Source organism: Pseudomonas sp. DTU12.1 (assembly GCF_009873475.1).
Classification (GTDB): Bacteria; Pseudomonadota; Gammaproteobacteria; order Pseudomonadales; family Pseudomonadaceae; genus Aquipseudomonas; species Aquipseudomonas proteolytica.
The window spans coordinates 3848902-3864487 of sequence record NZ_CP045254.1; the positions used below are offsets into that span (position 1 = coordinate 3848902).

At 59.4% G+C, this 15586-nt stretch carries 12 protein-coding genes and 4 tRNA genes; 6 read left to right on the forward strand and 10 right to left on the reverse strand.

The features are described from left to right. Positions 1–76 precede the first annotated feature (76 nt). From clpX to GDV60_RS16845, 7 genes are all read right to left on the reverse strand, one after another. Positions 77–1360: an ATP-dependent Clp protease ATP-binding subunit ClpX gene (gene clpX, locus GDV60_RS16815; protein ID WP_029298419.1), complete on the reverse strand. Its 1284-nt coding sequence runs from the start codon at positions 1358–1360 to the stop codon at positions 77–79. A gap of 112 nt (positions 1361–1472) precedes the next feature. Then, positions 1473–2108 carry an ATP-dependent Clp endopeptidase proteolytic subunit ClpP gene (gene clpP / locus GDV60_RS16820; protein WP_029298421.1) on the reverse strand — a complete coding sequence of 212 codons (636 nt, stop codon included), beginning with the start codon at positions 2106–2108 and terminating at the stop codon, positions 1473–1475. Positions 2109–2200: 92 nt separating this feature from the next. Then, positions 2201–3511: a trigger factor gene (tig, locus tag GDV60_RS16825; protein WP_029298423.1), complete on the reverse strand. Its 1311-nt coding sequence runs from the start codon at positions 3509–3511 to the stop codon at positions 2201–2203. 402 nt (positions 3512–3913) lie between these two features. Continuing rightward, a tRNA-His gene (locus GDV60_RS16830) sits at positions 3914–3989 on the reverse strand. A 77-nt stretch (positions 3990–4066) separates the two neighbouring features. After that, positions 4067–4151: transfer RNA gene (locus GDV60_RS16835), tRNA-Leu, on the reverse strand. A 59-nt stretch (positions 4152–4210) separates the two neighbouring features. After that, positions 4211–4286, reverse strand: a tRNA-His gene (locus tag GDV60_RS16840). Between the two features lie 32 nt (positions 4287–4318). Then, a tRNA-Arg gene (locus GDV60_RS16845) sits at positions 4319–4395 on the reverse strand. A gap of 280 nt (positions 4396–4675) precedes the next feature. Here GDV60_RS16845 and folD point away from each other — a divergent pair. Beyond that, positions 4676–5530, forward strand: coding sequence for a bifunctional methylenetetrahydrofolate dehydrogenase/methenyltetrahydrofolate cyclohydrolase FolD (gene folD, locus GDV60_RS16850; RefSeq protein ID WP_159908157.1), 855 nt, complete (start codon positions 4676–4678; stop codon positions 5528–5530). Positions 5531–5737: 207 nt separating this feature from the next. Beyond that, complete coding sequence (pbpG, locus tag GDV60_RS16855; protein WP_159908159.1) at positions 5738–6661, forward strand: D-alanyl-D-alanine endopeptidase; 924 nt, start codon at positions 5738–5740, stop codon at positions 6659–6661. A 46-nt stretch (positions 6662–6707) separates the two neighbouring features. Here pbpG and GDV60_RS16860 read toward each other — a convergent pair whose 3' ends face one another. After that, positions 6708–7394, reverse strand: a complete 687-nt coding sequence (locus GDV60_RS16860) for a peptidase C39 family protein (protein ID WP_159909257.1) — start codon at positions 7392–7394, stop codon at positions 6708–6710. A gap of 212 nt (positions 7395–7606) precedes the next feature. On the opposite strand from GDV60_RS16860, the gene GDV60_RS26590 reads away from it, so the two are divergent. Then, on the forward strand, positions 7607–7768 hold the full coding sequence (locus tag GDV60_RS26590) for a hypothetical protein (RefSeq protein WP_166647870.1): 162 nt from the start codon (positions 7607–7609) through the stop codon (positions 7766–7768). Between the two features lie 36 nt (positions 7769–7804). Here GDV60_RS26590 and GDV60_RS16865 read toward each other — a convergent pair whose 3' ends face one another. Both GDV60_RS16865 and GDV60_RS16870 read right to left on the reverse strand, forming a co-directional pair. Then, complete coding sequence (locus tag GDV60_RS16865) at positions 7805–9085, reverse strand: Zn-dependent hydrolase (RefSeq protein WP_104910421.1); 1281 nt, start codon at positions 9083–9085, stop codon at positions 7805–7807. 127 nt (positions 9086–9212) lie between these two features. After that, complete coding sequence (locus GDV60_RS16870) at positions 9213–10700, reverse strand: NCS1 family nucleobase:cation symporter-1 (protein ID WP_159908161.1); 1488 nt, start codon at positions 10698–10700, stop codon at positions 9213–9215. A gap of 599 nt (positions 10701–11299) precedes the next feature. Between GDV60_RS16870 and hydA the strand changes: the two genes are divergently transcribed. The 3 genes from hydA (at position 11300) to preA (ending at position 15530) form a co-directional block, all read left to right on the forward strand. Beyond that, positions 11300–12739: a dihydropyrimidinase gene (hydA, locus tag GDV60_RS16875; RefSeq protein ID WP_029298434.1), complete on the forward strand. Its 1440-nt coding sequence runs from the start codon at positions 11300–11302 to the stop codon at positions 12737–12739. Between the two features lie 148 nt (positions 12740–12887). Beyond that, positions 12888–14255, forward strand: coding sequence for an NAD(P)-dependent oxidoreductase (locus tag GDV60_RS16880; protein WP_159908163.1), 1368 nt, complete (start codon positions 12888–12890; stop codon positions 14253–14255). Further along, positions 14256–15530, forward strand: coding sequence for an NAD-dependent dihydropyrimidine dehydrogenase subunit PreA (gene preA / locus GDV60_RS16885; protein WP_029298438.1), 1275 nt, complete (start codon positions 14256–14258; stop codon positions 15528–15530). The last annotated feature ends 56 nt before the right edge of the window (positions 15531–15586 follow it).

The window sequence follows — 15586 nt, forward strand, 5'->3', positions numbered from 1 at the left end:
TACACACAGTAAAAATTCTTATGAAAAACAAAGGGGCCCCTAGAGGCCCCTTGTTTGTACCGAAACTGCGAAACGCTTACGCGTCTGGCGCAGCCTTGGCAGCCGGCTCACTGTTTTCGTAGATATACAGTGGCTTGGACTTACCTTCTATAACGCTTTCGTCGATCACCACTTTACTCACCTCGGACTGCGAGGGGATTTCGTACATGGTGTCGAGCAACACGCCTTCAAGGATCGAACGCAGACCGCGTGCGCCAGTCTTGCGCTCCAGTGCCCGCTTGGCCACCGATTTAAGCGCGTCGGCACGGAACTCGAGGTCTACACCTTCCATTTCGAAGAGCTTGGCGTATTGCTTGGTCAGGGCGTTCTTCGGCTCGGTGAGGATCTGAATCAGAGCAGCCTCATCCAACTCGTCCAACGTGGCCAGGACCGGCAGACGACCAACGAATTCCGGGATCAGACCGAACTTGACCAGATCGTCAGGCTCGACTTCACGCAGGGACTCGCCCACCTTCTTGCCTTCTTCCTTGCTGCGCACTTCTGCACTGAAACCGATGCCGCCACGGGTGGAACGGTTTTGAATAACCTTTTCCAGGCCGGAGAACGCACCGCCACAGATAAACAGGATGTTACGCGTATCAACCTGCAGGAATTCCTGCTGCGGATGCTTGCGACCACCTTGGGGCGGTACGGAGGCGACCGTGCCTTCAATCAGCTTCAGCAGGGCTTGCTGCACGCCTTCACCGGAAACGTCCCGGGTGATCGACGGGTTGTCGGACTTGCGCGAAATCTTGTCGATTTCATCGATATAGACAATACCCATCTGGGCCTTCTCTACGTCGTAGTCGCACTTCTGCAGCAGTTTCTGAATGATGTTCTCGACATCTTCACCCACGTAGCCAGCCTCGGTGAGGGTGGTGGCGTCGGCGATGGTGAACGGAACGTTCAGCAGGCGAGCGAGGGTTTCTGCAAGCAGGGTTTTACCCGAGCCTGTAGGACCGATCAGCAAGATGTTGCTCTTGCCGAGTTCGACCTCGTCACCTTTCTTGTCACGCTGGTTCAAGCGCTTGTAGTGGTTGTACACCGCTACGGCCAGAACCTTCTTTGCACGCTCTTGACCAATCACGTACTGGTCAAGGATGCCGCTGATTTCTTTAGGCGAAGGCAATTTATGCGCGCTGCTTTCGGCCTGTGCTTCCTGCACCTCCTCACGGATGATGTCATTGCACAGGTCGACGCACTCGTCGCAGATAAAGACCGAGGGGCCGGCAATCAATTTGCGCACTTCATGCTGGCTTTTGCCACAGAAGGAGCAATAGAGCAGCTTGCCGTTGTCCTCGCCGTTGCGGGTGTCAGTCATTCGTTCGATCCAAATCCGATAGGCTTGCAACACAAGATGAAGGCTTATGCGGGCTTTTTCAAGCCCGCCAGTGGTCGGACATGCCGACCAGCCCTATTTTGAGCGGCTTATATTAAGCGGGGCGCTTGTCGATCACGGCGTCGATCAGCCCGTATTCACGCGCGGCCTCGGCACTCATGAAGTTGTCGCGGTTGGTATCACGCTCGATTTCTTCCAGGGTGTGCCCGCTGTGCTTGGCCATCAGCGTGTTGAGACGCTCACGGATAAACAGGATTTCCTTGGCGTGGATTTCGATGTCCGACGCCTGGCCCTGGAAACCGCCCAATGGCTGGTGAATCATCACACGCGAGTTAGGCAGGCAGAAACGCTTGCCTTCGGCACCCGCTGTCAGCAGGAATGCACCCATGCTGCAGGCCTGGCCGATGCAAGTGGTGGATACGTTCGGCTTGATGAACTGCATGGTGTCGTAGATCGACATGCCCGCTGTCACCGAACCGCCTGGGGAGTTGATGTAGAGATGGATGTCCTTGTCCGGGTTTTCCGCTTCAAGGAACAGCAGTTGCGCACAGATCAGGTTGGCCATGTAGTCCTCTACCGGACCAACCAGAAAGATCACTCGCTCCTTGAGCAGGCGCGAGTAGATGTCGTAGGCGCGTTCGCCACGAGCAGATTGCTCGACAACCATCGGGACCAGGCCGCCTGCGGCCTGGATATCAGAGTTCTGCTGAATATACGAATTACGGAACATGCTCTGCAGTTACTCCCAAATAGTCATGTCTTGAATACGCATAAGCCAGCGCGAGGCTGGCTTATGGGTGTATTTTCAAACGAGTTGGACAATCAGTCGGCTTGTGCTGCTTCAGCCGGCTTGACTGCTTCTTCGTAAGAGACCGCTTTGTCGGTCACCTTAGCCTTCTGCAGAACAGTATCCACAACTTGTTCTTCCAGCACAACCGAACGGACTTCGTTCAGTTGCTGGTCATTCTTGTAGTACCAAGCCACGACCTGCTCAGGCTCCTGGTAGGCCGAAGCCATTTCCTGGATCATTTCGCGAACGCGGTCTTCGTCAGGCTTGAGGTCGAATTGCTTGACCACTTCAGCCACGATCAGGCCCAGCACGACGCGGCGCTTGGCTTGCTCTTCGAACAGCTCGGCCGGCAGTTGGTCAGGCTTGATGTTGCCACCAAACTGCTGAACAGCTTGTACGCGCAGGCGATCCACTTCGTTGGACAGCAGAGCCTTAGGCACTTCGATCGGGTTGGCAGCCAGCAGACCGTCCATGACCTGGTTCTTGACCTTGGACTTGATGGCCTGGCGCAGCTCACGCTCCATGTTCTTGCGAACTTCGGCGCGGAAACCTTCGATACCGGTTTCCTTGATACCGAACTGGGCGAAGAACTCTTCGTTCAGCTCTGGCAGCTTAGGCTCGGAAACGCTGTTGACCGTCACGGTGAACTCGGCGGCTTTGCCAGCCAGGTCCAGGTTCTGGTAGTCAGCAGGGAAAGTCAGGTTCAGAACGCGCTCTTCGCCAGCTTTAGCGCCAACCAGACCGTCTTCGAAGCCCGGGATCATGCGGTTGGAGCCCAGAACCAGCTGGGTACCCTTGGCCGAGCCGCCAGCGAAGACTTCGCCGTCAACCTTGCCCACGAAATCGATGTTCAACTGGTCTTCGTTCTGGGCAGCGCGATCGGCCACTTCAAAACGAGTGTTCTGCTTGCGCAGGATTTCCAGCATGTTGTCCAGGTCGGCATCAGCCACTTCGGCGCTCAGGCGCTCGATTTCGATACCTTCGAAACCAGCGACGGTGAACTCTGGGAACACTTCGAATACGGCAACGTATTCCAGGTCCTTGCCAGCTTCCAGGGACTTAGGCTCGATGGAAGGCGAACCAGCCGGGTTCAGCTTTTGCTCGACAACAGCTTCGTAGAAGGAAGCCTGGATCACGTCGCCTACGGCATCTTGACGCGCATCAGCACCAAAACGGCGCTTGATTTCGCTCATTGGCACTTTGCCTGGACGGAAACCAGCGATCTTGGCCTTCTGGGCAGTCTGCTGCAGACGCTTGTTGACCGCAGTCTCGATGCGCTCTGCCGGCACGGTGATGCTCATGCGGCGCTCGATAGCAGTAGTATTTTCAACAGAAACTTGCATGGATATTCCTCGTTGCACAGACGTTAGCCGGCCGTTTCCGACCCAAGAATCAAGGGCATGCATTCTAGTGGGTCAAACTCAAGAAGTCACCCTACTGAAAACGGGTAAAAAAACAGCAGGCATTTTACAGGTACGAATGCACGAATGCTCCTCGCCCCAGTGACAAATACAGCCAATCACGCCAGGGCTCTGTGCCAACCCTTCTATATATAGAAGAAGTCACCAACCATCTCCCTGGCTGCCGACCTTGCACACAAGGCCGACGGGTAGTACGGCATCATCGAGAAACAAAAATACGACGAAACGCCCCACCCCTGCGACCCAAAACCTGCAGTCGCCGAATACGCAAACCGCTAAAACAAAAAAGGCGCCAGACTGTTAAATCTGGCGCCTTTCGGAATATGGGGTGGACGAAGGGGATCGAACCCTCGACAACGGGAGTCACAATCCCGTGCTCTACCAACTGAGCTACGCCCACCATATTGCGTGACAAAGAAGCCAATTGTCTTCTCTGTTAAGCACCAACCCGGCCCATGGCAAGGGTGACGCTGTATTTGGTGCGGATGAAGAGACTCGAACTCTTACGCCTCGCGGCGCTGGAACCTAAATCCAGTGTGTCTACCAATTCCACCACATCCGCGGCTTGAAGCTTTTCAAAACAAAGGCGCCAGACCGTTAAATCTGGCGCCTTTTCAAATATGGGGTGGACGAAGGGGATCGAACCCTCGACAACGGGAGTCACAATCCCGTGCTCTACCAACTGAGCTACGCCCACCATCTTGCGCTACTTGTGCCAAAGCTGCCTAATGGCGCACCCGGCAGGACTCGAACCTGCGACCATCCGCTTAGAAGGCGGATGCTCTATCCAGCTGAGCTACGGGCGCCTGATTAATCTGTACTCTTGGAGGACTACAAACTAAATGCTTCCAGCCTTACACAATAAAACGACTATTGCGCTCGACCTTCTTAACCAGTGCTAGGCTGTGCCCGACAAGTGCGACGAATAGTATAGACGCCCCCAGGGGCCGTCAAATCTTTTTTGAAAAAAATTCATTTTATTTAAGGGGTTAGGGGAATTTGCAGACCAAGCGCCTTTGCCCTCACGTCCTGGCGTGCGAGAATGCGCGCACTTTTCCTCCCCCTCTCGATGGTTAATCACGCGTAATGACTGCACAACTTATCGACGGCAAATCAATCGCCGCCAGCCTGCGCCAGCAGATCGCCAAACGTGTCGCCGAGCGTCGCCAGCAAGGGCTGCGCACGCCGGGGCTCGCGGTGATCCTGGTCGGCAGCGATCCTGCCTCCCAGGTTTATGTCTCGCACAAGCGTAAAGACTGTGAAGAGGTCGGCTTTATTTCCAAGGCCTACGACTTGCCTTGCGATACCACCCAACAGGCCCTCACCGACCTGATCGATGGCCTCAACGACGATCCGAACATCGACGGCATCCTCTTGCAATTGCCGCTGCCGGAGCATCTGGACGCCTCGCTGTTGCTGGAGCGCATCCGCCCCGACAAGGACGTCGATGGCTTCCACCCTTATAACGTTGGCCGCCTGGCCCAGCGCATCCCCCTGCTGCGCCCCTGCACGCCAAAGGGCATCATGACCCTGCTGGAAAGCACCGGCGTCGACCTTTATGGCCTCGATGCAGTGGTCGTGGGTGCGTCCAACATTGTCGGGCGCCCAATGGCCATGGAATTGCTGCTGGCCGGCTGCACCGTGACCGTCACCCACCGCTTCACCAAGGACCTGGCAGGCCACGTCGGGCGTGCGGACCTGGTCGTGGTCGCCGCGGGCAAGCCGGGCCTGGTCAAGGGCGAGTGGATCAAGGAAGGCGCCATCGTGATTGACGTCGGCATCAACCGCCAGGATGACGGCAAACTGGTGGGCGACGTGGTGTATGAAACGGCCCTGCCCCGTGCCGGCTGGATTACCCCGGTGCCAGGTGGTGTGGGCCCGATGACTCGTGCCTGCCTGCTGGAAAACACCCTGTACGCAGCCGAAACCCTGCACAGCTAATAACCCGCCGCACTAAAAAAGCCCTGCCTTATGGCGGGGCTTTTTATTGCCCGCAAAAAAATCGGTTTTTTCTTTGTTTTTAAGAGCTTTCGTCTGGTTTCAGAAGAACATTCGACAGTTTCTGGCCCATACTAATAATATGTAACGTCTTTTTTCATATAGCCGGTCACACCCGGTATTTTTCTACCTTTTAGCGAGTTCATCCGCGTGAATATTCGTCTTTCTCTTATCAGCCTGTTCTTCGCACTCGCAGGCACTGTCGCCAACGCCAGTGAAACCACCCTGGCCCCTCGAGACACCTCGCAGCTGCACATCGCCTCGGGCAGCGCGATGCTGGTGGACTTGCAGACCAACAAGGTGATCTACGCCAGCAACCCCGACGTAGTAGTACCGATCGCGTCCGTCACCAAATTGATGACGGGCATGGTGGTGCTGGACGCCAAGCAGAATATGGACGAGTACATCTCCATCAACATCAGCGACACCCCGGAAATGAAAGGCGTGTTCTCACGGGTCAAGCTCAACAGCGAGATGCCGCGCAAGGAGATGTTGCTGATCACCCTGATGTCCTCGGAAAACCGTGCTGCCGCCAGCCTGGCCCACCACTATCCGGGTGGCTATGCAGCTTTTATTGCCGCGATGAACGCCAAAGCCAAGGCCCTGGGCATGAACAGCACCCGTTACGTCGAGCCCACCGGCCTGTCGATCCATAACGTGTCCACCGCCCGCGACTTGAGCAAGCTGGTGCAGGCCGCGCATAAATACCCGCTGCTCACGCAATTGAGCACCACCAAGGAAAAAACCGTGTCGTTCCGCAAGCCCAGCTACACCCTGGGTTTTTCCAACACCGATCACCTGGTCAACCGCGCCAACTGGGATATCAAGCTGACCAAGACCGGCTTCACCAACCAGGCCGGTCATTGCCTGGTGCTGGTGACGAGCATGGGCAACCGCCCCGTGTCGCTGGTGATCCTCGATGCCTTCGGCAAACTCACGCACTTTGCCGATGCCAGCCGTATTCGCAAGTGGGTCGAAACCGGCAAGAGTGGCTCGGTGCCGGATGTAGCCCTGCAATACAAGGCCGACAAGAACCTCAAGGCCCGCCAGACCGGGGTTGCCCAGTCCCATTGATACGACTGGCAGGCATAAAAAACGGCGCCCTCGGGCGCCGTTTGCTTTATGGCTGCTTCTGCCTTTGGGCCATGACCTTCAGGGCCTGGGCTGCCGCCTGCTCCTGGCCGGCCTGGGCGGTTGCGTTGGCGGCCTGCTGCCAGCGCGCCGCATCCAGATTGGCCGGCAACTGGCTCGGGCGCTGGACCAACACGGCCCACTGCCCGGCGCTCTTCCAGGCGGACTCGAAGTCGCTGAACGCCACTGGGCGTCGCCGGTCCCTTGCGACTCGCAGCAACACCGTACTGTTCTGCTGGTTAAAGCCCACCAGCACCGCATAACGCGGCTCGGCCCATAGCGTCGAGCCCTCGGTAATCCGCACCATCACCGGGTACCCCGCCGCCACCTGCGCCAACAGCGCCGTCAGCTTGGCATCCAGCGGGTACACCAGCATCCCGTACTCACGCGCCAGTACCTGCATGTTGCGCTCAAGGTCGGCTTCCCCACCCGGCAGGTGCAAGGGTTTATCCAGCAAGCCCGGTGTAATCACAATGCCTTGTTGCGACAGCATGCTGGCCAAGGCCGCCGGGCCACCCTGGTAGGTGTCACCACGAAACGCCGGCACACCGTTGAGCTCTACACGCTCGGGCAGGCCCTGGATTTTCGAGGGCGTGGGTTGCACCGCACAGGCGGCCATCCCGAGGAAGCAGGCAGCCAGCAGCAAGGTTTTTTTGAGATTCGACCGTAAACGCAACTTCTTCACTCTCTTGATCATCTGCGGGCTGGGGCGTTGATCATAGGGTGCTCTTGGACGCCGGTATAGCCTTGGACAGCAGTAAAAAGCCCGGGATAGAGCAAACAAGTTGGACGCACACGACCATTGGTCAATAGCACGCAACCGGGAGGCAGCTAGACTGTCCATTGCAAAGACAGTGTGTGCCCTGCACAGGGCAAAAGGAGGCACTCATGAGCCTGACAACGACGATTTTCCTGCTGGTACTTGGCTGGCTGGCCGTAGCCGGCGCCATGTTGTGGGGGGTGTTGCGCGTGACGCGCCGGCATCATCACCCGCAGCCAAAGACTGCTACACGGGCCAAAGCCCACAAGCCTGTCGCGCATCACGCCTGAGCACATGCAGGAGCCGGCTAACCGGCTCCCACCGTTTTACGCCACCTGCTTGCGGGCCACCGCAGCCGAGGCCGCCAGCATCGCCCGCAGCAACACCGCGCATCCTGCCGCCAGGTCATCGGGTGCCGCATTTTCGATTTCGTTATGGCTGATCCCGCCCTCACACGGCACGAATATCATCCCCGCCGGCCCCAACTCAGCGACGAAGATTGCGTCGTGCCCGGCGCCGCTGACGATATCCATATTCGACAGGCCCAGACCCGTGGCCGCCTCACGCACGGCATCGACACAGCCCTTGTCGAAATACAGCGGCGGAAAGTCTGCAGTAGGCACCATCTCGAAGGTCAGGCCGTGCTTGGCGCAGGTGTCGTCAATCACCTTGCGCACCTGGGCAATCATCGAGTCCAGGCGCGCCGGTTCCAGATGCCGGAAGTCCAGGGTCATGCGCACTTCGCCAGGGATCACATTGCGCGAGCCAGGGTAGGCCTGCAGGCAACCCACCGTGCCACAGGCATGGGGCTGATGGCCGAGGGCGGCAGCGTTGACTGCGGCAACCACCGCCGAGGCACCGACCAAGGCGTCCTTGCGCAGGTGCATCGGTGTCGGCCCGGCATGGGCCTCGACGCCGCGCAGGGTCAGGTCGAACCATTTCTGGCCGAGGGCCCCCAGCACCACGCCGATGGTCTTGCGTTCGTCTTCAAGGATCGGGCCTTGTTCGATATGGGCTTCGAAGTAAGCCCCCACCTTATGCCCGCTGACCGGCCGAGTGCCCGCATAGCCAATCGCATTTAACGCCTCGCCCACGCTGACGCCCTCGGCGTCGGTCTTGGCCAGGGTATCTGCCAGGCTGAATTTCTCGGCAAACACCCCGGAGCCCATCATGCATGGCGGGAAGCGCGAGCCTTCTTCGTTGGTCCACACCACCACCTCCAGCGGCGCCTCGGTTTCGATCTTGAGGTCGTTGAGCGTGCGCAACACCTCGACGCCCGCCAATACGCCGAAGCAGCCATCGAACTTGCCACCCGTCGGCTGGGTGTCGATATGGCTGCCCGTCATCACCGGCGGCAATGCCGGATTGCGCCCCGGGCGACGGGCAAAGATATTGCCCACCCCATCCACCGTCACGGTGCAACCCGCCGCCTCGCACCACTGCACAAACAGATCGCGAGCCTGGCGGTCGAGGTCGGTCAGGGCCAGGCGACACACACCGCCCTTGGGCGTGGCGCCAAGCTTTGCGAGGTCCATCAACGACTGCCACAGGCGGTCGCGGTTGATGTGCTGATGGGTGGATTGCAGAACGTCGATGGCAGCGTTCATGGTGATCTCCTCAGGCAATATAGTTATTGGTGTAGGCGCGGTATCTGTGGGAGCTGGCTTGCCTGCGATGGCAGTGGGTCAGCTACCACCGCTATCGCAGGCAAGCCAGCTCCCACATTGAGCGCATTTACAACGGGGATTTCGCGGCGACCGGGCTGGTTTTGCGCTTGCTGCACAGGCCGTAATACAACACCCCGCCCAGCGCCGATCCGGTGAACCAGCCATAGCTGTAGAACCAACTGAACGCATCGCTACCCAGCGACAACAGGGTCAGCACCACCGGCACGCCAAACGCGATAAATCCCGCCACATTCCACGCCGGATACACGTCATCGCGGTACAACCCCGCCAGGTTCAGTTGCTGGCGGCGGATCAGGAAATAATCCACCACCATGATCCCGGCAATCGGCCCCAACAGGCTCGAATAGCCGAGCAACCAGTTGGAATAGACCGTTTCCAGGCTGACATCGGAAACAATCAAGCCAAGCTTTTTCAGCAGTTCATGGGCCATCAGCGCCAGCCCCACCAAGCCAGTCAGAATCACCGCCGTGGTGCGGTTGATCAGCTTGGGCGCGATGTTCTGGAAGTCGTTGGTGGGCGAGACAATATTCGCCGCGGTGTTGGTCGACAGCGTGGCAATGATGATCAGCGCCATCGCCACCGCCACCCACACCGGGCTCTGGATATGCCCGATCAGGGTCACCGGGTCGGAGACGCTGACGCCTACCAGTTTCACCGACGCGGCGGTCATGATCACGCCCAGGGCTGCGAACAGGAACATGGTCAGCGGCAGGCCGAAAATCTGCCCCAGGATCTGGTCCTTCTGGCTTTTGGCATAGCGGCTGAAGTCGGGAATATTCAACGACAAGGTGGCCCAGAAACCGACCATCGCCGTCAGCCCGGCCATAAAGTAACCCGTCAGGTTCGCGCCTTCGGGACGCTTGGGCGGGATCGCCATCAATTCGCTGAGCGACACATTGGGCAACGCCCACACCAGCAAGCCGATGCCCACGGCCACCAGCAGCGGCGCCGACAGGGTTTCCAGCCATTTGATCGACTCGGCACCACGCAGCACCACCCAGAGGTTCAGCACCCAGAAGATCATGAAGCCGATCACCTCACCGGTGCCGCCCAGGCTCTTCCAGCCCTCGAAAATCGAGCCGAGGAACAAATGGATCGCCAGCCCGCCGAACATGGTCTGGATACCGAACCAGCCGCAGGCCACCAGGGCGCGGATCAGGCACGGCACATTGGAGCCCAGAATGCCGAAGGACGAGCGCAACAGCACCGGGAACGGAATGCCGTACTTGGTGCCGGGAAAGGCGTTAAGCGTCAGGGGGATGAGCACCACGATATTGGCCAGCAGGATCGCCATCAGCGCCTCGCCCACCGACAACCCGAAGTACGCGGTGAGCACCCCGCCCAGGGTGTAGGTCGGCACGCAGATCGACATGCCGACCCACAGCGCGGTGATGTGCCACTTGTTCCAGGTTCGCTCGTGCACCTTGGTCGGTGCCATATCGTGGTTGTAACGGGGGCTGTCGAGGACGTCGCTGCCGGCGTCGAGTTCATACAGGCCGTCGCGCTCTATGACTTGCGATCTGTTCTGTTGCATGGCCGCTCCACGGTTTTTTTTAAAATTATTGTTGCTCATCCAGCGCTTGACGCTGGATGGCCGTAGTCCCGCATGAACATGACATCACGGACCCGGCCAACCGGCAGCGCACTCAATTACCGTGCCGCACGCCGTCACCCCGTCCGTACCGCTTATATAACTAGCTGATGTTTCTCAGCTTTATTTTTTCTACCGAAAAGTCCCACGGTACTTTCAACGCTACTCAGGCCAAATAACGCAGAAGTTGCCCGAACAATCAGGACTCAATCTGGTGCAACACAATTATTTTTATTACTGCCCGCCGTCAAGAGGCAACTCTCAAGCGTCTGATTTGCAATAGGAAATGTTGCTCATATTGGGAACCTGTCAAGTGCGTCAAAACGGTGAGAGGGTGCTACATTTTGGTGATTTCCATTTTTTATCGTTATAAATCAACAAGATATAAAATATATAAGCTTATAAAAAATAATCTTGATCAATCCAAAAACTCGGGCTAGTTTCTATTCCTGTCACCCGTGACAAGAATAGATCTTGCACCGTGAGCTGCACTACAACACTTAGAACTGGCATAAGCCGGTCAAGCCTCTGAGGAACTCGGCATGTCTCTGTTGATCCGTGGCGCTACCGTTGTTACCCATGACGAAAGTTATAAAGCCGATGTCTTGTGCGCAGACGCTCTAATCCGCGCCATTGGCACTAACCTGGATGTTCCCGCCGGCACCGAGATACTTGATGGCAGCGGCCAATACTTGATGCCCGGCGGGATCGATCCCCATACCCACATGCAATTGCCCTTCATGGGTACGGTGGCCAGCGAGGACTTCTTCAGCGGCACGGCAGCGGGCCTGGCGGGCGGGACCACATCGATCATCGACTTCGTGATTCCCAACCCGCAGCAGTCGTTGATGGAGGCCTTTCACCAGTGGCGCGGCTGGGCCGAGAAGTCGGCGGCCGACTACGGGTTTCATGTGGCGATTACCTGGTGGAGCGAACAGGTCCGCGAGGAAATGGCCGAGTTGGTGACCCATCACGGCATCAACAGCTTCAAGCACTTCATGGCCTACAAGAACGCGATCATGGCCGCCGACGACACCCTGGTCGCCAGCTTCGAGCGCTGCCTGGAACTGGGCGCGGTGCCCACCGTGCACGCAGAGAACGGCGAACTGGTCTATCACCTGCAACGCAAGCTGCTGGCCCAGGGCATCACCGGCCCCGAGGCCCACCCGCTGTCGCGCCCTTCGCAAGTGGAAGGCGAAGCCGCCAGCCGCGCGATCCGCATTGCCGAAACCATCGGCACGCCGCTGTACCTGGTGCACGTGTCCACCCAGGAAGCCCTCGACGAAATCACCTACGCCCGCGCCAAGGGCCAGGCGGTCTATGGCGAAGTCCTGGCCGGGCACCTGCTGCTGGACGACAGCGTGTACCAACACCCCGACTGGCAAACCGCCGCAGGCTACGTGATGAGCCCGCCCTTCCGCCCGCGCGGGCATCAAGAGGCTCTGTGGCGTGGCCTGCAATCAGGCAACCTGCACACCACCGCCACCGATCACTGCTGCTTCTGCGCCGAACAAAAGGCCGCCGGGCGTGACGACTTCAGCAAGATCCCCAATGGCACCGCCGGCATCGAAGACCGCATGGCGCTGCTGTGGGACGAAGGGGTCAACACCGGGCGCCTGTCGATGCAGGAGTTTGTCGCGCTGACCTCCACCAACACCGCAAAGATCTTCAACCTCTACCCGCGCAAGGGCGCGATCCGTGTCGGTGCCGATGCCGACCTGGTGCTGTGGGATCCCCAGGGCACACGGACCATCTCGGCCAAGACCCACCATCAGCAGGTGGACTTCAACATCTTCGAAGGCAAGACCGTACGTGGCGTACCCAGCCACACCATCAGCCAGGGCAAGCTGGTGTGGGTCGACGGCGATCTGCGCGCCGAGCGTGGTGCCGGGCGCTATGTCGAGCGGCCTGCGTATCCGGCGGTGTTCGAGCAGTTGCGCAAGCGTGCGGAGCATTCCAAGCCAGCCGCGGTGAAACGCTGACATCGCCGATCGCAGGCAAGCCAGCTCCCACACTTGATCGGGTTCACACAGTCAAATGTGGGAGCGGGCTTGCCCGCGATGAGGCCAGTGCAAACCACAAAAAAACCAATGCCCGCCAGAGGCAAAAAAAAACCGTGAGGCCACTACCGTGATCCAGACCCTGACCCACCTTCCCCACCCCCATGAAGACGGCGCAACCCTCGCCCGCCATTTCACCGACCTGGCACCGCCGCTCAACGCCCGCCAGGCGCACCTGGAGGCCTCGCGCTGCCTGTATTGCTACGACGCACCCTGCGTCAATGCATGCCCCAGCGAGATCGATATCCCATCGTTCATCCGCAATATCCACACCGACAACGTGCAGGGCGCGGCGCAGAAGATTCTCTCGGCCAACATCCTGGGCGGCAGTTGTGCCCGGGTCTGCCCGACCGAAATCCTCTGCCAGCAAGCCTGTGTGCGCAACAACAGCGAAGAATGCGCGCCGGTACTGATCGGCCTGCTGCAGCGCTACGCCGTAGACAACGCGCACTTTGAGCAACACCCCTTCCAGCGCGCCGCCCCTACTGGCAAACGCATCGCGGTGGTGGGCGCCGGGCCAGCGGGTTTGTCCTGCGCCCATCGCAGTGCCTTGCACGGGCATGACGTGGTGATTTTCGAAGCCCGGGACAAGGCCGGTGGCCTCAATGAATATGGGATCGCCAAATACAAACTGGTGGGCGACTTCGCCCAGAAGGAGCTGGATTTCCTCCTGCAGATCGGCGGCATCGAAATCCGCCACGGCCAACGCCTGGGCGACAACCTGAGCCTGAGCGACCTGCACCAGCAATTTGATGCGGTATTCCTCGGCCTGGGCCTGGCCGCCAGCAAACACCTGGGCCTGCCCCACGAGGATGCCCCCGGCCTGCTCGCTGCCACTGACTACATCCGCGAACTGCGCCAGGCCGATGACCTCAGCCAACTGCCCCTGGCCGACCGTTGCATCGTGCTGGGTGCCGGCAACACCGCCATCGACATGGCCGTGCAAATGGCCCGCCTGGGCGCGCGCGACGTCAACCTGGTCTACCGCCGTGGCCTCGCCGATATGGGCGCCACCGATCACGAGCAGGATATCGCCAAGGCCAACCAGGTACGCCTGCTGACCTGGGCCCAACCCGAAGCCGTGCTGTTGGACGACCAAGGCCAAGTGCGCGGTATGCGCTTTGCCCGCACGCATCTGGAAAACGGCCGCCTGCACACCACCGGCGAAACCTTCGAGCTGGCGGCAGATGCAATCTTCAAGGCCATCGGCCAAGGCTTCGACGAGCAGGCCTTGCATGACCCACTGGCCCAGCAACTGCAACGCCAGGGCGAGCGGATCTTTGTCGATGCGCAGCTGCAAACCAGTGTCCCCGGGGTGTATGCCGGTGGCGATTGCGTCAGCCTCGGGCAAGACCTCACCGTCCAGGCCGTGCAACACGGCAAGCTGGCCGCCGAGGCCATGCACGCTCAACTCATGCTCAATGTGGAGGCTGCGTAAATGGCCGATCTATCGATTGTGTTCGCCGGCATCAAAGCCCCCAACCCGTTCTGGCTGGCCTCCGCGCCCCCTACCGACAAGGCCTACAACGTGGTGCGCGCCTTCGAGGCCGGCTGGGGTGGCGTGGTCTGGAAAACCCTTGGCGAGGACCCGGCAGCCGTCAACGTCTCGTCCCGTTATTCGGCACACTTTGGCGCCAACCGTGAAGTCTTGGGTATCAACAATATCGAGCTGATCACCGACCGTTCCCTGGAGATCAACCTGCGGGAAATCACCCAGGTGAAGAAGGACTGGCCGGACCGCGCCCTGATCGTGTCGTTGATGGTGCCGTGCGTCGAAGAATCCTGGAAAAACATCCTGCCGTTAGTCGAAGCCACCGGTTGCGATGGCATCGAGCTGAACTTCGGCTGCCCCCACGGCATGCCCGAACGCGGCATGGGCGCAGCAGTGGGCCAGGTACCGGAATATGTGGAACAGGTCACGCGCTGGTGCAAGACCTATTGTTCGCTGCCGGTGATCGTCAAGCTCACGCCCAATATCACCGATATCCGTGTGGCCGCCCGGGCCGCCTATCGCGGCGGCGCCGATGCGGTATCACTGATCAACACCATCAACTCCATCACCAGCGTGGACCTGGAGCGCATGGTCGCCCTGCCGATCGTCGGCACCCAAAGCACCCACGGCGGCTACTGCGGTTCGGCGGTCAAGCCGATTGCGTTGAACATGGTCGCTGAGATCGCCCGCGATCCCCAGACCCAGGGCCTGCCGATCTGCGGGATTGGCGGCATCGGCAACTGGCGCGATGCCGCAGAATTCGTGGCCCTGGGCTGTGGCGCGGTGCAGGTGTGCACGGCGGCGATGCTGCATGGTTTTCGGATTGTCGACGAGATGAAGGATGGCCTGTCGCGATGGATGGACAGCCAGGGCTACAGCAGCTTGCAGGAGTTCTCGGGGCGCGCCGTGGGCAATACCACGGACTGGAAATACCTGGACATCAACTACCAAGTGATCGCCAAGATCGACCAGGCCGCCTGCATTGGCTGCGGACGCTGCCATATTGCCTGCGAGGACACGTCGCACCAGGCGATTGCCAGCCTCAAGCAGGCGGACGGTACCCATGTGTACCAAGTGATCGACGACGAATGCGTGGGCTGCAACCTGTGCCAGATCACCTGCCCGGTGGCGGACTGCATCGAGATGGTGCCGATGGACACGGGCAAACCGTTCTTGAATTGGACGCAGGATCCACGCAACCCCTACCGAGAGGCGGTGTAAACCATCTGTTGCCAGGGGGCTCGTTGTGGCGAGGGGGCTTGTCCCCCGTTGGGCTG